This is a genomic window from Micromonospora sp. LZ34, from assembly GCF_052981855.1.
Genome location: NZ_JBRIQN010000024.1, coordinates 92246 through 109597 on the forward strand (window position 1 = coordinate 92246; position 17352 = coordinate 109597).

At 69.5% G+C, this 17352-nt stretch carries 11 protein-coding genes and 1 pseudogene; 6 read left to right on the plus strand and 6 right to left on the minus strand.

Going from position 1 to position 17352, the window contains the following annotated elements:
* Position 1 precedes the first annotated feature (1 nt).
* Both ACVCAH_RS23760 and ACVCAH_RS23765 read right to left on the minus strand, forming a co-directional pair.
* The gene (locus ACVCAH_RS23760) at positions 2-253 is read right to left on the minus strand and encodes a hypothetical protein (RefSeq protein ID WP_447138402.1); all 252 of its coding nucleotides are present in this window, start codon (positions 251-253) and stop codon (positions 2-4) included.
* A pseudogene (locus ACVCAH_RS23765) lies at positions 250-550 on the minus strand (DivIVA domain-containing protein). The gene ACVCAH_RS23760 and the pseudogene ACVCAH_RS23765 overlap by 4 nt, the downstream one beginning before the upstream one ends.
* Before the next feature lie 931 nt (positions 551-1481).
* On the opposite strand from ACVCAH_RS23765, the gene ACVCAH_RS23770 reads away from it, so the two are divergent.
* Positions 1482-2363, plus strand: coding sequence for a helix-turn-helix domain-containing protein (locus tag ACVCAH_RS23770; protein WP_447138403.1), 882 nt, complete (start codon positions 1482-1484; stop codon positions 2361-2363).
* Positions 2356-2550: a DUF397 domain-containing protein gene (locus tag ACVCAH_RS23775; protein WP_447138404.1), complete on the plus strand. Its 195-nt coding sequence runs from the start codon at positions 2356-2358 to the stop codon at positions 2548-2550. Before ACVCAH_RS23770 ends, ACVCAH_RS23775 begins: the two co-directional genes overlap by 8 nt.
* An 86-nt stretch (positions 2551-2636) precedes the next feature.
* Here ACVCAH_RS23775 and ACVCAH_RS23780 read toward each other — a convergent pair whose 3' ends face one another.
* The 3 genes from ACVCAH_RS23780 to ACVCAH_RS23790 are packed head-to-tail and all read right to left on the minus strand — an operon-like array spanning position 2637 to position 12565.
* Positions 2637-3908 carry a protein kinase domain-containing protein gene (locus ACVCAH_RS23780; RefSeq protein ID WP_447138405.1) on the minus strand — a complete coding sequence of 424 codons (1272 nt, stop codon included), beginning with the start codon at positions 3906-3908 and terminating at the stop codon, positions 2637-2639.
* A gap of 51 nt (positions 3909-3959) precedes the next feature.
* A complete protein-coding gene (locus ACVCAH_RS23785; protein WP_447138406.1) occupies positions 3960-6140 on the minus strand; it encodes a UvrD-helicase domain-containing protein in 2181 nt (726 codons plus the stop codon).
* Positions 6140-12565 (minus strand): DEAD/DEAH box helicase, encoded by a 6426-nt coding sequence (locus tag ACVCAH_RS23790; RefSeq protein WP_447138407.1) that lies wholly within the window; start codon positions 12563-12565, stop codon positions 6140-6142. Before ACVCAH_RS23790 ends, ACVCAH_RS23785 begins: the two co-directional genes overlap by 1 nt.
* 161 nt (positions 12566-12726) lie before the next feature.
* Between ACVCAH_RS23790 and ACVCAH_RS23795 the strand changes: the two genes are divergently transcribed.
* From ACVCAH_RS23795 to ACVCAH_RS23810, 4 genes are all read left to right on the plus strand, one after another.
* Positions 12727-13281 (plus strand): Uma2 family endonuclease, encoded by a 555-nt coding sequence (locus tag ACVCAH_RS23795; RefSeq protein ID WP_447138408.1) that lies wholly within the window; start codon positions 12727-12729, stop codon positions 13279-13281.
* 67 nt (positions 13282-13348) lie between these two features.
* Complete coding sequence (locus tag ACVCAH_RS23800) at positions 13349-14392, plus strand: hypothetical protein (RefSeq protein WP_447138409.1); 1044 nt, start codon at positions 13349-13351, stop codon at positions 14390-14392.
* A 43-nt stretch (positions 14393-14435) separates the two neighbouring features.
* A complete protein-coding gene (locus ACVCAH_RS23805; RefSeq protein ID WP_447138410.1) occupies positions 14436-15407 on the plus strand; it encodes a hypothetical protein in 972 nt (323 codons plus the stop codon).
* Positions 15408-15502: 95 nt separating this feature from the next.
* Positions 15503-16918: a hypothetical protein gene (locus ACVCAH_RS23810; RefSeq protein WP_447138411.1), complete on the plus strand. Its 1416-nt coding sequence runs from the start codon at positions 15503-15505 to the stop codon at positions 16916-16918.
* A gap of 56 nt (positions 16919-16974) precedes the next feature.
* Here the strand turns inward: ACVCAH_RS23810 and ACVCAH_RS23815 are convergent, their stop codons facing one another.
* Positions 16975-17112 carry a hypothetical protein gene (locus ACVCAH_RS23815; RefSeq protein ID WP_447138412.1) on the minus strand — a complete coding sequence of 46 codons (138 nt, stop codon included), beginning with the start codon at positions 17110-17112 and terminating at the stop codon, positions 16975-16977.
* Between the last annotated feature and the right edge of the window lie 240 nt (positions 17113-17352).

The window sequence follows — 17352 nt, forward strand, 5'->3', positions numbered from 1 at the left end:
GTCAGCGGCGCAGCCGGCGGGAGCACTCGCCGTCGTGGTCGGCGCGCAGCAGGCAGCGCCGCCCACCAGGCAGCAGCAGGTCGCAAAAGACGCGATGGCGGAGGAACTGCTGGTCCTCCTCGGAAATGGTCATCTCCCCCGGATCCATCATCGGCAGTACCGTCAGCCAGCGACCGACGACCCGCGCCAGGCGCTGCGCGGCGGCCAGGTCAGCGGCGACGACGGGCAGGTGGATGACGTACCGCTGGGTCATCGGCGGCCGTCCTTGGCAACGGTGCGGGCCTGCGCGGACTGCCAGCGACGCAGCGCATCCTTGATTCGCATGGTTTCTCGGCGGCTTTCGCCGAGAGCTGCGTAGAGGGCGGCCATGTCGGTGGCGACCTGGTCGAGGAAGGCGTACACGTCGTCGGGATTCAGGCCGCGCCTTCCGAGCCCGGTCGGTTGGAAACGGCGATCGCGCACTTTGCCACGGCAGCAGGCTGGTGTAGGCCGCGGAACGGTAAGTCGCCTCATCGCTTGCCGGGACCGGTCTCTGGTTTCGGAGGCTCATGGCGGCATTCCTTCCTCGTCGTGGATGGGGTGGGCCCGCCCGCCCCGCACGGGCGGGCTCACCCCGCCCTGACACCGCGGCTTTCCCCAGCGGCACGGAACCAGGGCTGCTCATCGGGGCTTTGTCATGACGGCGGCGGCCGGTCACGGGGGTTACCCGGCCGCCGCCTTGTGGCCATCGTGAGACAGCTCAATGCGTATGCGCAACGTTCCGCGACAGAATTCTTGGCAGACTGGTGAGCTTTCTTTATTGGAACTTGCAGACGTTGCAGAAACGAATCACAGGATGTTGCACGAGGGAACAGCAGGACCGAATTGGCAGGGCACGGGTTAGGTACGCGTCGACTATTCGGCCAGCTGGCACGACAGTTCGCGCCGACGGCGTCCAAACGCGACCCGGCGCAACGAATCCGAGCTTCCGTTCAGTCCATGCGGCCGCTGCCGAAGCATTCGCGAGCTGCACAAGGTGTCACCGGAGATGGCCGAGGCGATGCGCGGGAGACTGGCGCGGGAGCCACGTCGAGGGCTGGCAGCACGATCACACCGAGTCGAGCATCTCGAGCCTCTACGTCGGCATACTGCGGGCACCTCGGTCCTGGCGCGGCTCCAGTAGCTGCCGCGCGCCGTGTAGTCGGTTGCGCTGGCGACTTGACGATCTCATCGGAGAGAGCAACTCCACGTGCGTCTTTTGGGATCGGGCAGGCACTCCATCGTCACCTCGGCTCGACCAACACTCCATGACTCGCTCAAATTCTCACACGCACTCATGAAGATCGTGCGCTAATGGACCCTGCCATAACCGTCTTGTATGGTCAGAGGCGCAATCGCAACGATTTATAGTTGCCTCTCAACTGACCACCGGTCAACGTTTCTGTGTTTCAAGCATGGCGTGCGGGTGTAACAAAAAGCAACACGGAAGGAGTCGAGAGCGGATGGCCGACGACATGGGGTCGACAGTCCCGAGGCGGCAGCTCGGGCGGGCGCTGCGAGAGCTGCGCACCGAGGCGCGGATGACGCTGGACGGTGCGGCGGAGGCGCTGCAGTGCAGCCGGCAGAAGATGTGGCGTATCGAGAGCGGCCTGGGCCCCGTGCGCAGCATCGACGTCAAGGCCATGTGCGAGCTGTACGGCGCGACGCCCGAGCTGACTGGTGCGCTTATCGGCCTCGCGAGCGAGACCAAGGCCAAAGGATGGTGGCATGCCTACGGCCTAGCGATCCCGGACTGGTTCGAGATGTACGTCGGCCTGGAGTCCGCCGCCTCGCGCCTTCGCGGCTATGACGAGTCACTGGTGCCCGGTCTGCTACAGGTCCCCGCATACACCCGGGGCGTCTACCAGAACCGGCTGGACATGAGCGAGGAGGAATTCGAGCAGGTGCTCGAGGTGCGGCGGCAGAGGCAGGGCCTTCTGACCCGGAAGTTGCCCAAGGCTCCGCGTCTGGAGTCGGTGCTGTCCGAGGCAGTACTGCTCCGCCGTGTGGGTGGACGTGCTGCAATGGCGGCTCAGTTGGATCACCTGCTCGACATTGCCGGGTTGCCCAACGTCTCGATTCGAGTGCTGCCTCTGGCCGCTGGAGCGCAGTACGGAGCACTTGCCGGTACCTTCATGATGCTTGACTTCCCGCCGGGTAACCGGACAACCCCGGAGCCGTCGGTCGTGTACTGCGAGTCCCTGACGGGCGCGCTCTATCTCGATCGTGCGGAGGAGCTTGGGACCTACGAGAGGGTGTGGTCGAGCCTCGATGCGCTGGCCCTCGATGAGGGAGAATCTAGGCAGCTCATCAATAAGATCATCGGGGAGGTCCACCATGGCTGATCTGGCCTGCGCCAAGTGGCGTAAGAGCACGCGCAGCGGAGACAACAACGGTGCCTGCGTCGAGGTCGCCGACAACCTGCCCGGCATCGTGGCGGTACGCGACAGCAAGGACTCGGTCGGACCTGTGCTGATCTTCTCCCCCGCCGCGTGGGCCGCGTTCATGCAACTCGTCAGGTCGACGGACTGAGGTTCAGGCCGCACGGCGAGAGCGCGCCTGGCAATGCGTTTAGCCACGTGCTTCGGTCTGTTTTCGTAGGCGGCGGCATCCGAGAGCTAGCGGATGATGGTCGGCCTTGCGGTCCCGGTTGACTCGCCCAACTCGAGCTGGCAAGCCATCGCCTGTTCGCGGCACTCTTCGGCAAGGTCGTGGTCGTCTTCCGACTGCTCCAGGTCCCGAGCCAGCGCCTCGAACGCCTGACGGGCCTGCCGGAAGTCACCTGCGAGCATGTACAGGTTGGCAAGGTCCAGTCGTAGAGCGAGGATCTCCGCAGCGAGCGGGTCATGATCATCGGGCACTGACCGGAGGGCCCGCTGCAGCAGCTCCGCCGCTTGCACGAAGCGCTCGTTCTCCGCCAGCTCCTGTGCTTGTGCCCGCAACTCGGCGAGGGCCTGCTGGGATCGTTGAGGCGGCACGGAGATGGCAGCAGACGGCGGAGCAACGGCGTTCGGTGTGTCCGCCCAGGTGGCTGCCGTCCCAAGGCGGCCGCTGCTGTGGAGGAACGGGGCGAGAAGCTGCTGAACCTCGGCAGCCGATGCCGGCCTTTCCGTCGGCTGTTTGGCCAAAAGACAGTAGACGACATGCGCTAGGTCGTCGGGTGCGTCCGAGCGGTACTCGGTGATGATGGGGATCGGCGAGTGCAGGTGCTGACGCAGCATGTCGGGGGCGTTCGCCGCATCGTACGGAGGTTTCCCGGCGAGCATTTCGAAGATGATGCATCCCAGGGCGTAGAGGTCGGCTGCTGGTCCAACTTGGTTGCCTTGGGCCTGTTCGGGCGCGATGTAGGCGGGTGTGCCGAGGGCGCGTCCGGTGGCGGTGAGGCGCGACGCTTCGGCCGGGCCGAGCAGTGCCGCGACGCCGAAGTCGAGCACCTTGACCACACCGGAGGGCGTGATCATGAGGTTCTGGGGCTTGAGGTCGCGGTGCACGAGGGATGCGGCGTGGGCGGCGGCGAGCACGGAACAGATCTGCGCGGCGATGGATGCCGCCTCGCTGACAGGTAGTTGTTCCTGCTCGGCGATGTGGTCGGCGAGGACGATCCCGGGCACGAGTTGCATGACGAGGTAGAGGTCTTCGCCGTGAACGCCGAGGTCGTGGACGGCTGGCACACCGGGGTGATCGAGGCGGGCGGTGGCTCGCGCCTCGCGCCGGAACCGTTTAACCGCGATCTCACGCTCATCCTCCGGTACCTCTAGCTGTCGGAGGAATTTGATCGCCACGGGCCGGTCGAGTCGCTCGTCGAAGCCGGCCCAGACCTGGCCCATTCCGCCGCGTCCGACCGGATACGTCAGCTCGTACCGGTCTCCGATGCGGTCCCCCGCCTGCACTCCTAGCCTCCTGCTCTCCGCCACGGCCCCCTGCGACTGCGGGGCCGGTGCTCACGGTAGCTGTCGCTGGACAAGCCGACTGGTGAGGAAGGGGCTGGGCGTGCCGTGCCAGAACACCGCGAGCTCGTCGCGGGGACGGGTGGCGGCGACGAAGAGCAGCGACCGGTCGCGCTGGCGTTCACGCTGGTAGCGCTTGGGGTCGCTGTCTCGGTACCGGTTGATCATCTGCCGGGGTACGAGCCCGTCGCTGACTCCGGCGATGATCATGCGCTGGTACTCGAGCCCCTTGAACCGGTGCATGGTGCCGACGTGGACGCCGTCGGGTTGCTTCGGACCGTCGGGTCCGATCTCCACCGCCGGCAAGCCGTCGGCTTCCAGCCGGCTGATCACCTCCGCCGCGAGGTCCTTGGTCGGTACGCAGATGGCCACCGAGCCGTCGGTCGGGTTTCCCCACTGCCGCAGCTGCTCGGCGATCAGGTCTCGCTCCTGCGCCCAGGTCGGTGCTCCGCGGAAGATCGGTTGACCACCACGCAGCAGCGAGCGGTAGCCAGCGAGGTTCTCCTCGCCGCCATCGAGGTCGTCGTACACCTCGCCGGTCATGATCTGCAGAGCGTCGGCCAGGATCTGTCGGGTGGTGCGGTAGCTCAGGGTGAGCCGGGAAGAGCGGCCACGGATGTTGATGCCCAGGCTGCTGAGCGTCACGTGGTTGTCGTAGATCCGCTGGTGCGTGTCGCCGGTGAGGAACATGTCATCCGGGCCGGGCGCGACCATGGCGCGCAGCATCTTCCAGTGGGCGGCGCTGAGGTCCTGCGCCTCGTCGACGACGACGTGCCGGTAGCGCGGCCGGTGGAAGCCGCCGGAGGATTCGCCGGAAGCGCCGTCGCCGGCGGCAGCGCGGTCCATCTCGAGGCGAGCCGCGCGCTGGGCCACCTGGCGCCAGGTCCAGACACCGCGTCCCTCGAGCCAGGTGGTGAATCGCTCGGTCAGTTGCCAGATCTGGTCGCGCTCGACGCGTGTCAGGCTGCGGCCGCGGTTGGGGCGACGGGCCTTGAAGTAGTCCGTACGCGAGTTGAGCACTTGGCCGAGGATGACGTGGGTCCACTCGGCCGCCAGGAATTCCGAGTCCCAGCCGGCCTCGCCGGTTTCGATGAGGAACTCGCTCCACAGCTCGGCGACGCGGTTGTCGTCGACGACCCGCCGGCTCCCGCCCGCCTTGGCCTCGGTCACCACCCGGCTGGCCAGCCGGTCGATGTTGACGATGTCGACGCGCGCCACCAACTCCTGGCCGCCGAGGGCCAACAGCCGGGTGCGCAGGTCGGCGGCGAGGTTCCGGTTGAAGGTGGTGAGCAGGATGGGCTTGTCCGTGCCGGGCGGCAACTGCCTGGCGAGGTGGGCTACCCGGTGCAGGGCGACGATGGTCTTGCCGGTGCCCGGCCCGCCGCCGACCCGTGCCGGGCCGTTGTACTTGCGCTCCACCAGCTTGCGCTGCGTCGGGTGCAGGAAGATCTGCCACCGCTCGAACGCCTCGCCCAGCATCGCCTGCAACGCCTCGTCATCGGAGGTCACCTGCGTGGCGGGGCGTTCCACCGCGGCCTCGTAGTCCTCGGGGTCGACCGGTTCGTCGGCGCGGACCGGGTCGGTGACCTGCTTGAGCACCTCGTCGTACGGGGTGCCGTCGAAGAGCGCGAAGAGCACGTCGGTGGTGAGCTGCGGTGCCCGGTCGAGCAGTTCGAGGAGCTCGGCCTCGGTAGTGAGCTCCCGGATCTGCGGCAGCAGCGGCTCGGATACGCCGAGTTCCAGGAGCTGGGCATCGGTGTACGCGTCGAAGAGCGGCTTCTGCGCGGGCTTCGGATCGGCGTCCGGTGGCACGACCCGGCCGACGATGCTGTCGCCGACTGGCGCTAGGTCGACGACCTCGATGCCGCCGGTAACCCGGTTGATCCGGTACGCGTACCGGGAAAGGTCGTCGTACACCTCGCCACGGTGCTTGACCGCGACGAGCAGGTAGTCACGGTCGGCGATGTGGAGAAGGAGCGCTCGGTAGTCCTTGTTGACCCGCGCGGACATCAGCCGGGAGTCACTGTTGAGCGACTTGAGGTTGAGTCCCGGGTTCTCCGGGTTGTGCCGGAACTTGTGCATGAACTCGTAGACCGCTCCGATGTCGGCGCGGGTGAGCTTCATGACCTCCTTGTCGGCGCGGTCCAGCATCCGCAGCGTCGCTTCGGTGTTCATCAGCTTTCTCCCCCATTCGCCGCAAGCTGTGCCGCCAACTCCTCAACGGACCATTCCCGCGCGGTCCTCGCGTGCCAGCCGGCCTCGGCGTACGCCCGGTCCCGGTCTTCGGTCTCGGGGTCATCCGGCGGACCGGTGAGCACGATAGCGATCCGCTGTTCCGGCCAGGCGAGCTCGGCGGGCCACGCCTGGTCGCCCAGCTCGTAACCGACCACCGGCGCAGGCACGTTCTGCTGCGCAAGCTGCTGCGCAAGGAGCTCCAGCGTGGTCTCGTCGCGATCCAGGTACTGCAGGACCTCGCGCCAGGGCGACTCGTCGTCGACCGGCTCCCGCTGGGCGGGTACTGGCTGAGGCGCGACGCCGAGCCAGGTGGCGGTCTCCTCGTCGAGCGGCAGCGCGCGTTGGGTGAACACCAGTCCGGTTCCTTCGGTGACCGCCATGGAGGCCAGATCGAAGGCGTCCATGGTGGAGACCGCGAGCTGGCCGGCGTCCCCGCCACCGTTGGTGAGGAACTGGATAACGTTGCCCCAGGTGAGCCAGGCTGCCCAGCGTTGCTTGTGTCCCTCGCCTGCAACCGCGGCCGGCAGGTCGTCGACGACGGTGAGTGCGGACCACGTCGGCAGCGGCTTGCTGCGGCCGTCGACGATCACGGTCACCGCACAGTCGGCGTTGTCGTGAGCGCGGCCCACGATGATGTGGCGCTGCGCGGAGGGCCCGGGTAGGGGTTCGCCGCGCAGCGAGGCGAGGAGCCGATCCGCGACGCCAGCGGAGTCGGTGTGGCTGTTGTCGCGGGCCTGCTTGAGCATGCCCGCCAGCGTCGCCTCGGCCCTGCGCTGCCACCGGGTGAGATCGGGGTCGGCAAGGAAGCGCATCAGCTGCTCGATCGGGTTGACCCAGGTGGTCTCCTCGAGTTCATCCGGGTCCGCGCCGGGCAGGAACTGCCGATACCGCTCCCGTGCCGCCTGCTTGCAGACGCCGCCGTAGGGCGTCCACCGCCCCTGTCCCTCGGCGTTCCCCCAGGTCTTGACGTCGTCCCAGGTGGCGGCGAAGACGAGGTAGCCGTGGGCGCGCAGCCGGGCTCGCTTTTCGGCGTCGTCGGCCAGGCGGTTGTACTGCGGTGTGGCGTGGTACTTGAAGCCGTCGAGGTAGACCGCCACCTCCGGGGACGGCGCGTCGAGGCGTTTGAAGTGCACGTCGGGTCGGGTGCCCTTGACCGTGTTCTGCAGCTTCATCTGCCAGTGCGTGACGCTCTGTCCGCCGTCCCTGATGAACCGCAGGTCGGCGATCCGGGCGCCGTCGTGGTCCCGTCGCCGGTCGATGCGCAGCCCGGAGTTCGGCGTCTCGCCGAGGGCCAGCAGCTTGGTCAGGAACTGCAGCTCCAGTTCGCTCTCCACCTGGTGGATCAGCGAGATCTCATCGGTGCGCGTGCCTTCCTCGACGTCCCAGCTGTCGAGGAGCTTGTCGAGCATGCCCAGCGCCTCGTCGCGGCTCATCAGCGCGAAGTGCTCGTTGCGGGCGTAGCGAAGGAGGCATCGGTGGCATACCGGCTTCGCTTCGTGCCGGCAGTCGCAGTCGGCGATGCGCTGGCGGGCCAGTTCCAGGACGGCGCGGAACTCTTCCGGTTTGGCGAGGCGGTGAAGGTAACCGGTGCCCTGCGGCTGGGTGTCGTAGACGACCACGAAGTTGCGGTTGCCGTCGCTCTGGCCGTCGGGCATGGTGGCCGGGACGGCCTGCAGGTGGGCGGGCTCACCGCCGTACTGGGCGGCGATGCCGAGGCGGATCGCGGCGGCGAAGGACAGCAGTCGCTCCTGCACCATGGCGGTCGCCGCCGGGATGAGGATCCGCAGCGCCTCGGTCTCCAACTGGTGGGCCAGGATGAGGTCGACGTGGGTGTCGGGCGTCGCCGCCGAGCGCCGGTAGGGGCACCAGGGCAGGTGATGCTCCGCGCCCGGCACGACGGTCGCGCCCGAGGCCTGCGCGGCCAACTGCTGGCTGGCCGCCGGGAGGCCGTCCACGGTGGTGCCGCCGCAGGAGATGCAGGTGTGGAACCGGTTGATTCGCACCTCGTCGCCGGCGAAGAGTTCGGCGGCCCGATCGTAGCGTTGCGCGCCGAGGTTGAAGTGGCGGATCATGGCGTGCCGGCTGTAGTCGACGCCGAAGGTGTCGCGGGCGTGCCGCCAGGACGCCTCGACCTTGGCCGGATCGATGTCGACCGCGACCGTGGTGGCGTAGAAGCGGCGGTCGCGGTCGTCGCTGTCGTCGCGGATCCGGGCGTCGTCGCGCTTGTCGCGGCTGTAGACGCGGGTCGGCCGGATCACCTGGAAGAGCCGGCCGTGGTCGGCGATGCCCCGGTCCTCGCAGCGCGGGCAGGCGCTGGTGTCCTCCTTGGCCAGGTGGGTGCGCACGTAGCCGCACTGAGCGCAGATCCGCCACTGCTCGTACGCGGGCCGGTCGGGCGGGCCGACGTCGAGTCCGGAGATCTCGTGCTTGTAGCCGCGCACGTAGTAGCTGTTGCCGGGGGCGATCTCGACGAGCGCTGGGCGGGCCGGGCGGGCGTACTCGCGCAGTTCGCTGTGGAACCGCCGGTCGCCGTCGGTCTGCTCCTCCCAGGTCAGGGTGGCTTCCAGGTCGGTGCGGCTGTCGATGAGGGCGTAGTTGGGCAGCAGCCCGAACTCGACCAGGGTGCCGTGCGCCGCGGCGGCGCTGACCTCCCGAAGGCGCCGCCGGACGGCGGCCTCCTCCGCCTTGAGCATCCTGATCTCGCGGGCGTGGTCCGGGTCGCTCTGCACGAGCGTGCCCCGGGCGGTGGCGATCTCCTGAAGCCGGCGCCGCAGATCGGCCAGCCGCTCCTCCCAGGCCTCATCGGCCTCCTTCACCCGGTGGACGATCCCGTCGACGGCGAATTCCCGCAGCTGGTCGGCGGCGGCCCGCAGGACCCTGTCCCCGAAAAGCGCCAGGAAGTCCTCGACCAGCCGGGCGCCGTCGCGGCGGCCGGCTTCGGCGAGGTTGGTGAGCCAGCCGCTCGGGCCGAACAGGACGTGTGCCCGCCGCGGCATCGGCAGCACGCCGGGCAGCCGGCCACGGGCGGCCAGGTCGATCAGATGCGCCAGGTACTGCCGGCGCAGGATCTCCACAGCGGAAAGGAAGCAGCCAGGTGGCACGATCTGCCCGGCGATCATGTCCCTGGGCTCGGTCAGGTAGTAGCGGTCCCGCTCGCTGCGGCCGACCAGGGTCAGCACAAGAGCGTTGCCGCTCTTGCGGCCGGCGCGACCGGCCCGCTGCACGTAGTTGGCCGGCCCGTGCGGGAGGGACGCCAACACGACCGCAGAGAGCGCGCCAATGTCGATGCCCATCTCCAGGGTGGGCGTGCAGGAGAGCACGTTCGGGTCGGTGTACCGCTGGCCTTCGCGGAACTCCTTCTCCACGGTCTCCCGCTGGGCGCGGGTCAGCATGCCGGTGTGCTCGCCGGTAACCACTCGGAAGACCGAGCTCTCCAGGTAGAGCCGCCGGTAGTAGTCGTCCGGCGCGGTGTCGTCGTGGGCGGCCTGGAGCCGGCCCCGGCAGCGGTACTGCCGGCACGGCTGGCCGACCCAGTCGGCGACCCGGTCGGGGTGCTCGGTCTGCTGCCAGTGGCAGGTGTCGCAGCCGACGCCCGCCAGCACGGCAGCGGTGTCGTCGAGGCGGGTGACCCGCAGGTGGCCAGGCATCAGCCCGTACACGGTGTTGCCGTCCTCGGTGTCGCCGGCGGCGACGATGCCGGCGGCGGCCAGGGCCGGCAGCAGGCGGGTGAGGTAGGTGCCGGTCTCGCCGAGGTCCATGCCGAGGCACCGCGACGTCCAGTCCTGGTACCAGTTGCCGCGGGCCGTGACCGCGTCGAACTCGGAGCGAGACTTCGGCGTCGCGAGCAGGAAGGCCGGCGCCGACAGACCCTTCGGAAAGGCGGGCATACCGGCCGGGCGGCCACCCCAGACCTGCCACCGAGTACCGCCCCGCTTCAGGTACGGCACCAGCCACTCGTGGTAGACCGCGCCCCGGGTCCGCAGCCGTTCCAACAGACCCCGAAGGAACGCGAGATAGCGGGCGTCGTCCGGCGGCGCGGCGCCGAGCTGGCCCGGGCCGGTGAGGTGGACGTCTCCGCAGATCGCGGCGGCCTTCGCGGGGGCGTCGAGGGCGACCTCGACGGCGACGCTGCGGGTCAGCTCCAGGGTGCGACCCTGCCGGGAGCGCAGCCCGGTCTCCATGACGGTGGCGAAGACGAGCCGCTCGCTGATCAGCGACCAGGTCTCCCGGCTGCCGGTGTGTTCCCCGGCGAGCAGGCTGTCGACCCCCGGCTGGTCGTGCAGGTCGGGCGGGACGACGGTGGAAAGGATCTCCGGCTGCGCCGCCTCCTTGACCATCCTCGCGACCAGGTCGTCCAGCCCGACGGGTTCGCCCGGCGACAGCTGATCGGCCAGCAGAGAGCGCAGCGAGAAGGCGTACGAACGGTTGGCGACGAAACCGGCGCGGTGTGCAGCGTCCTGGACCGAGTCGTTGAACAGCAGCGTCTTCTTCTCGCGCTCGTCCAGCTCACCGCCGGTGAAGAGCTGCGTGATCGCCACCGAGGCGAGCGTGGCCAGGCCGGCACCGAGGAAGCGGATGCCGTGATCCATCTGGCAGGAGGGGCAGCGGTCCTTCTCCGCCGCGTCGATCGCGGAAAGGTCACCGAGCACGACGATCCCGTCGTCGCTGGGTTCCCGGTCCCGCTGCGGGTCGAAGGGGCGCACCCGGCGGCCGTACTCCAGGACCAGCAAACCGCCCGGTCGCTGGCGGATCTCATCCTCGGTGGCGGCGACCAACGCGCGGACCCGGCGCTTGTCCCGGCCCACGCTGGCCCGGTAGATCTTGTCCGGGTCGGTCTCCAACTCCTCCGGGTCCTTCTCCGGCGACAGCGCCATCCAGCCGGAGCGGCCGCAGTGCCGGCAGTAGATGGCCGGCAGCCGCGGGTAGCGGTTGCCGGCCACGACCACGTCGGCGTCGGGGGCGTACGGGTCCAGCTCCCGGGGCGCTTCCCCGTACCAGCCGAACGCGGGCTGGTGGGAGGTGCCACGCAGCAGCCGCGAGACGGCGCGAACCCACAGGTGGGTCTCGATGTTCAGCAGCGGACGGCCCGGCGCGTCCGGATTCTGCGCCATGGACAACAGGCCGACGAAGCGGGCCAGTGCCTTCGCGGTGACCTCGGGGCGGGTCTTCATGGCGCTGCCCCAGCCCGTGGCGTTCTTGCGGGGCAGCACATCGATGATCTCGTCGAGCGTGCCCGGCCGCGCCTGCAGCGAGTCGAGCACCGCCTTGGTCAACGGGTGCTGGCGCAGCAGCTCACCGAGCCGGGTGGGATTGTCGAGGCAGGCCTCGCCGAGCACCAGTTGGGCAACCTCGGCCATCATCCGCTCGGAGTCGCGGTCGTCGACGGCGGCGAGCTGCTCCGGACTGGGCAGCGGCAGGCTGAAGTCCTGCCGAGCGATGAACTCGCCCGGCTCGTACCGATCCTCCCCCACCAGCGACCCGGCGTCGAAGGCGACGCCGAAGACCTGCTCGGCGACCTCCCGGATCGCGGTACGACCGTCCCGGCCGCCGCCCTCGCCCAGGGTGGCGGACGTGGCCACCGGGCAGATCGGCCCGAGCGGGCGGTCCGGCTCGTCGAGGCCGAGCGCGGCGGCGAGCCGCCGCAGCAGCATCGCCACGTCGGTGCCCTGCGCGCCGTCGTAGGTGTGGAACTCGTCCAGGACCACGTACGCCGGCTCGGCCCCCTCCCAGAGCGGGAGATCGTCGGCGCGCTGGAGCAGCAGGTCCAGCATCTTGTAGTTGGTGATCAGGATGTCCGGCGGGGTGCGGCGCATCTCCGACCGCTTGGTGAACACATGCGGGTACTCGATGGCGGCAACGTCGCCGATGTAGAGGCCGGCGGTGACCCCGGCCAGCGCCGGGTCGGCGAGCAGTTCGTTGATGCGCTGCGTCTGGTCGGTCGCGAGGGCGTTCATCGGGTACAGCAGGATCGCCTTGATGCCGGCTTTCCCCTGCTGCCGCTGGCGCCGGCAGTGGTCGAGCACCGGGATCAGGAACGACTCGGTCTTGCCGGAGCCGGTGCCGGTGGTGATCAGCGTCGGTTCCGCCGACTTCCCCTTGGTCGACAGCCGGGCGAAGGCCTTCGCCTGGTGCAGGTAGGGGATGAAGTCGGCCGGCGCCCAGTCCAGGCACGCCCGCCACTCCCCCTCCGCCGGGCGGAAGGGGGTGCGAATCCGCAGGTACGGGCCGCGGAAGATGCCCTGCTCCGGGTGGGAGAGGAAGCCCTCCAAGCCCTGGCGTACGCCCTCCTCGGTCAGGCCGAAGGTGGTCGTCAGGTACTGCGTGAGGGTCCGGCGCAGGGTGTCGGCGGCGATGGTCGGCCTCATGAGCGGATCACCGCCGCATGCTACTTCACTCCTTACCGGCGCTGACCTGGACGACAAGCCACGATCGCAGGCCGAGTCGGATTCGCGACACCGTCAGGAGCGACAGCCAGCAAGGCTCGCGGCGTGCCCGGACCCAGGCGTCGGGCCGGTACGATGCCCGCATGAGCTCAGAGGCGGTTGGCAGGCACATGCCCACGGTCGTGACGCTCGATGACCTCACCGCGATGATGGCCGCGGACGAACACCACCGGTACGAGATCAGCCCCGAGGGAGTCCTCTCGATCATGCCGCCACCGGGATACGCCCACGCCATCATCGCGACCCGGCTCATGGTGTGGCTCGCCCAGGGCGGTGTGCCGGCAGACCGGATCGCCCAGGCGGTCGGGCTGCGCATCCCGGGTCGGCACGGCGGCGTCGGCGGCCGCATCCCCGACCTGGTCGTCTGGAGCAAGGCCCAGGCCGACGGCGTCTGGCTTCCGGTCGCCGATGTGCTGCTCGCCGTCGAGATCATCTCGCCCGGCTCCGAGGGCGTGGACACGGTGACCAAGCGCAACGAGTACGCCGCCGCCGGCATCCCGCAGTACTGGGTGGTCGACCAGGACCAGGCCCAGACCGTCACCATGCAGCACCTGGACGGCGACCACTACGTCGTCCGCGCGACCATGCCGCTCGCCTGGATCCTCAACACCAGCCCGGTGGAGCACGACCTGGCCTGACAGCGAGCGGCACAGCACCTCGCGGGGAACCCGGCCCCAGTCCGCGAAACCCGGCCCAAGCGCGGGGATGAGTCGGGTTCGCGACAACCTCTCGTGTCGATCACCGTCTAGGCTGCCGACGACCTGCAGCCGAGGGAAAGCGCAGCGGGCGATGATCCACACGTTCAGGCTGAACGGCCAGACGTACCACTTCGACGCCGACACGGTCCGGACCCGGTTGACGGACCTGATCCGGGAGGACATCCGCGATCACTGGGTCGAGGTCGACGATGCGCGATGGCCAGTGAAGCAGGTGTTCGAGGCCGCGTTGCGCGTACCCCGGCACAAGTTCACCTCGCACACGGCCCTGCGGCACCTCCGGGCGCTGGGCTTCACGACAAGCCGGATGCCCGCCGAAGTCAGGCAGCCCGAGACGAGGGCTCCGGTCCCGGCGGCGGACACCGGGGTGGATCCGGCGGAGGCGTTCGCGACGCTGCTCACCTTCATCGGCTCGGCCGACCTGACCCGACGGATCGCCGACCTGGAAACGCGGATGGACGGTGCCGACCAGCCGGCGGCGGCCGAACTGGCCAAGGACTCCGGGATGAGCCTCGACCTCCTGCTCGCCGCGCTGCTGGTGCGCAAGCACGCCGGCCGGCTGAGCGACATCATCCACGCCGCTGTGATCACGCAGGTCGCACCGCTGATCCTCGAAGATGGCGAGCGGGTGCTGCGCCGGCCGTCGCTGGCGGCCGGCAACGACCCCAGCCGCCCGTACGACCTGGAGACCGACCGCAGGATCGCCGAGTTCAAGGTGTCGGTCTGGAAGGGCGCCGACGCGATGCGCCAGCGCGGCGCGTTCGCCGACCTGGTGCATCTCGCGCTGGACCAGTCCGGCCGACGGGCCCAACTCTTCGTCGCCGGGCCGCCGGCGATCCACTTTCTGCGCACCGCGAAAGGCTCGGCGGCCTGGGCTCTGAACCGGTCCTCCCCGGTGCTGCGGCGGCGGTTCGAGGAGCGGTTCGGCTCACTGGACGTGCCGATCCGCGACTTCACCGCCGGCCCGGCGGGCCACGTCGAGCTGATCGACCTGACCCAGCTGCTGCCAGCAATCGCCAAGCAACTCGGATGACCGCCGGCGACGGCTCTCGTCCCTCCACACAATCGGGGAACTCATGTCCGCGCTGACAGCCGAGGTGAAGAACCCTCAGAGCCCGGTGGCCAAGTGGCTGCGGTCGACGTTTCCGCACCATCAGGACGTACAGGCCGACTACCGGGAGGCGGCCGGCATCGCCCGGGTGCTGCCGTCCCCGGCGGTCGCGCTGGGAACCCAGGGCGCGGCCATCGATTGGTGGTTGCGGTTCGTGGTCGACCCGGCCCCCTCGGTCGGTCTCGCCGCAGCCGGGCTCCGCGCACGACGCATCCCGTGCCGGCAGGCGGGCCTCGAACTACTGCACGACCTGGGCGCCATCGACGACGAGGGCAGGGTCGTCGAGCAGATCCACCCTGCCCGATTCGCTGATCGCTCCGACGAGTGGTGGGCGCGACTGTCGTACGCCCTGGCGCTGCTGGTGGAGTTGTACCGGTCACCCCGAATCGACGGCTCCCGGCTGATGCGGCTCGGCCCGGAGAGCAAAGCGGCGGACCTGCTCGCGCTGGCCAACGCCGACGAGGTCGCCGATCTGATCGCCATGCGGGACCTCGCGGTCGAACGGCTGTTGCCGGCCCTGCCGTCCGGTCCGGTGGTAACCGGGACGACGTTCGACGGCAGCGCCGACCTCAACGCCGACGCCGACCTCATCGTCGGTGGCGTGTTGGCGGACTTCAAGGCCGGCCAGGGAGGCAGGCCGCGGGCGGACGGCAGCCGGGCCGCCAAGCTGGCCCGGGAGGAGCTGGACCAACTGCTGGGGTACGTGCTGCTGGACTACTCCGACAGGTTCTCGCTGCACGCCGTGGGCGTCTACGCGGTGCGCTTCGGGCACTACATGTCCTGGCCGCTGGTGGAGCTGTGCACCCGCCTGGCGGGACGCCCGGTCGACATCGCCGCGCTGCGACGGGAGTTCGCCAGCGTGGTGCGTACGGAGCTTCCGGCCTACCGGAGGGAGTGGATCGCCGCGCGGGTGCGGCGCCGTGCGCTCACCTCTTAGCGATTGATGCCCCCACCCATCGCATTGACATTGTGCAATCCCTCGAACACGCTTTGTGCTTGGGTTCATGTGCTACGTCAAGACCGGGGGTGGTCGTGAACTTCGAGCCGCTCGTACGCTCCCTCGGCCGCGAGTCGGTGCTCGCGGTCGAGTCCTCCGAGCAGGTCGTCGCCGAGGTGCTCCGGTATGCCAAGGAGAAGGCCGGAAGCCACGAGGCGTACCGGTACGGCAAGCCACCGACGGTCGTCCATGTCGGCGGACCGCTGCTGACCAGCCCCGCCCAGGTGCTGCACGAGTTGGGTGTGGCCACCACGTTCCTGACCGCCTCGCCCCTGGCCCAGGTGGCCCGGCACTGGGCCCACGTCCGCTATTGCGCGACGCTAGCCGCGCACAAAGGCCACCTCGCCCTCTCCCGGCATGCCGGGCCTGTCGTGTACCACCACAAGGTGACACAGTCCGAGCAGTTGGGCATCGGGCTGGCGCTGGTGGTCGCCAAGTCGGTGCTGCGCCGGCAGCACCCGGGCTGGGACTTCCACGCCGTCGACGCGGAGGTCGCCCTGAAGGCCGGCTTCCTCGACGGCGTCGGCGAGGTGGACACCACGTCGAAGACCAAGAAGCGACCGGACTACATCCTGCTGGGGCACCACAGCTCCGGCCGGCGCAGCGGCGTGAAGATCGTGGTCCTGGAGTGCAAAGGCACCCACCAGTCGCCGAGCTTCGCCTACGGGCAGCTCGCCCGCGCCGCCGTGCAGGTGGACGCCCTACGGGTGGCGGGGCGCAGCCAGTCGTCGCTCATGGTCGCCTCGTGCCTCTCCGAGACCCGGATCACCTCGTACGTGCTCGACCCGCCCAGTGACGACGAGCTGTGGTCCGGCGCGGACGACGACCTGGACGAGCTGCTGAGCGCCCGCCCCGACGACCAGGACTGGCGGCCCCGCCCCGCCCCGGCCGACGAGGCCCGCACGTGGGAGCTTCCGACGGACAATGCTCCCCCGGCCGGCGACACCGCCGTCACTTCTGCCGACGAGCTGCCGCCCGGACGACCCGACGTGTTCGACGTACCCGCCGAGCGGCGCGGCTGGTTCACCCAGATCCTGACCCGCGCCGCGGCGGCAACGACCCTGCTCTTCGCGGGCGACAACGCCGCCGCCCGCGCCTACGCCACACCCCGCCAACGCGGCGAGATGCCCGCCCCTGAACAGCCGACGCTGTTCGAGCTGGATCCGCCCTGGGCACTGAGCACCGCCCAGACGCTGCCGCTGGGCAACGGCCTGAGCGCCGAAGGCACCCGCTACCGGGCGCCACTGCCGAGCGGCAGGACCTTGGAGGTGTTCCGGGGCGTCGATGCCGACCTGTACCGGCACCTCACCGAGGGCCGAATCGGGCCGTACCTGCGGGCCGCGCCGCGCACCTTCCGCAAATGGTCGGCCACCCGGCCCACCGACGGAGTGGTGTCGGTCGGCCGGGACGGCACCGTCCTCGTCGTACGCCTCACCGACGAACGGCGCTGACCCAACGGGGGCCATGGACGCTTCGCCGATTCTGGTACTGCCCTGGGGCCTCCGCGTCAGTCTTCGGCTTCCTCGATGTCCTCGTCGAGCGGAAGCACAGACGGGTCGGGCTTCAACGGCGCCGGGTTGGGCAGGGCACCGAGCCCAACCCGCTCCAGCGCGTCGTGCAGGCTGCCGCGCAGCTCCTTGACCACGTCCTCCTTGGCCTGGCGGTAGGCCAACTGCGCAGCCGCGCCGGCGGCGTGCCCGGCCTGCCGGTAGCCGCCCCACCACTCAAGCCGCTTGTATGCCCCGTTCTCCTTCCTAACCTCGGTCTTTCACTTGAGTGCGGTTTCATAGCCGCTTCTCGATGAGTCCGATTCGCGTGATTGCCGCTGTTTTGGCGGGATGCTGAGGGCCCGGCGCGGGGCCGGGTTCCTCCGTGTCGCTGGTCG

What these genes read in the sequence shown, in the direction of transcription:
- ACVCAH_RS23760 (WP_447138402.1), bottom strand. Translation starts at nt 253, where the DNA reads ATGACCCAGCGGTACGTCATCCACCTGCCCGTCGTCGCCGCTGACCTG.
- ACVCAH_RS23770 (WP_447138403.1), top strand. Translation starts at nt 1,482, where the DNA reads ATGGCCGACGACATGGGGTCGACAGTCCCGAGGCGGCAGCTCGGGCGG.
- ACVCAH_RS23775 (WP_447138404.1), top strand. Translation starts at nt 2,356, where the DNA reads ATGGCTGATCTGGCCTGCGCCAAGTGGCGTAAGAGCACGCGCAGCGGA.
- ACVCAH_RS23785 (WP_447138406.1), bottom strand. Translation starts at nt 6,140, where the DNA reads ATGAACACCGAAGCGACGCTGCGGATGCTGGACCGCGCCGACAAGGAG.
- ACVCAH_RS23790 (WP_447138407.1), bottom strand. Translation starts at nt 12,565, where the DNA reads ATGAGGCCGACCATCGCCGCCGACACCCTGCGCCGGACCCTCACGCAG.
- ACVCAH_RS23795 (WP_447138408.1), top strand. Translation starts at nt 12,727, where the DNA reads ATGAGCTCAGAGGCGGTTGGCAGGCACATGCCCACGGTCGTGACGCTC.
- ACVCAH_RS23800 (WP_447138409.1), top strand. Translation starts at nt 13,349, where the DNA reads ATGAGTCGGGTTCGCGACAACCTCTCGTGTCGATCACCGTCTAGGCTG.
- ACVCAH_RS23805 (WP_447138410.1), top strand. Translation starts at nt 14,436, where the DNA reads ATGTCCGCGCTGACAGCCGAGGTGAAGAACCCTCAGAGCCCGGTGGCC.